This window comes from Bacillus sp. JUb11 (assembly GCF_024807925.1).
Lineage (GTDB): Bacteria > Bacillota > Bacilli > Bacillales > Bacillaceae > Bacillus > Bacillus altitudinis.
In genome coordinates, this window is the sequence record NZ_JANUEZ010000022.1 from 1 (window position 1) to 1,185 (window position 1,185).

Here is a 1,185-nt window from a genome sequence, read left to right on the forward strand (position 1 = left end):
CCCGTTCCCATACCGAACACGGAAGTTAAGCTCTTCAGCGCCGATGGTAGTTGGGGGTTTCCCCCTGTGAGAGTAGGACGCCGCCAAGCTTGTCAAAGGATCAGTTCCAGTCGGAACTGGTCTTTTTTGTGTTTTAATAAATGATATATCTATTTATATTGAAAATAGTGGTCTTTCACTACATTCTCAATAACTCATTCATTTCATCCCTTTCACTGGAATTCTAGACATTCTATAAAATTCTTATCATCCAATCTCGTCGCTCGCTCATCTTGCTAAGAGTCAACATCGAAAGAGTAAACATGTCTAAAAAGGATCTTCTCCTCTGGCAACCATATGTAGCGAACTGCGCTTGCTGCTAGATCATTGAAACCTACATAAGAGAGCAAAGGGCATCTTGGTTTGCTAATGAGAGAGAGGAGGAAGATTTGAGTTAAGCACCACAATGTTTGATGAGGCAAGGGAACATTGAGACGAATTTTTGGAAAATGGCCAGGATCAATTTAATATAAAGCAAATATACAAAATAGTTTCTCGGAAAAATAAAATAATAAAAAAATTCGTTTCTATATGCACGTTATCTGAGGATTTAAGGAATAAAACAAACATTTTTCAGCTTTAAAAGAGCTGTTTTTACATTGAAAAAGCGCTATTAATGCCCTTTTTAACAAAAAAACATAAAAAAATGAAAAAAAGACTTTTAAAATGAAGAGACAAGTGGTAAACTTCTTTAGGTGCCTTAACGAAAAGATGTGAAAAAATAGCTTTAAAATAAATTCAAAAATTATTTTAAAAAAGTCTTTACAAACAATATCTTATCGTTATATAATACTATTTGTCAGATCGAGAGACATTCGAAACGACATAATATGGAGGATTAGCTCAGCTGGGAGAGCATCTGCCTTACAAGCAGAGGGTCGGCGGTTCGAGCCCGTCATCCTCCACCATATTTATTCTTACATAATGTTAGGATAGATAAAGCCGGTGTAGCTCAACTGGTAGAGCAACTGACTTGTAATCAGTAGGTTGGGGGTTCAAGTCCTCTTGCCGGCACCACTTTCATATGGTAAGATAGACAAGTCGCTTTAAGAGCGAGCCATTAGCTCAGTTGGTAGAGCATCTGACTTTTAATCAGAGGGTCGAAGGTTCGAGTCCTTCATGGCTCACCATTTTCATGCGGGTGTG

The 1,185-nt window shown here is 37.9% G+C and carries 3 tRNA genes and 1 rRNA gene; all 4 read left to right on the forward strand.

The features are described 5' to 3' along the window. Positions 1-89: ribosomal RNA gene (gene rrf, locus M2369_RS19315) — 5S ribosomal RNA — on the forward strand; the annotation flags it as partial. Between the two features lie 782 nt (positions 90-871). Further along, a tRNA-Val gene (locus M2369_RS19320) sits at positions 872-947 on the forward strand. A gap of 33 nt (positions 948-980) precedes the next feature. Further along, positions 981-1,056 (forward strand) — tRNA-Thr (locus M2369_RS19325). Positions 1,057-1,093: 37 nt separating this feature from the next. Next, positions 1,094-1,169: transfer RNA gene (locus M2369_RS19330), tRNA-Lys, on the forward strand. The last annotated feature ends 16 nt before the right edge of the window (positions 1,170-1,185 follow it).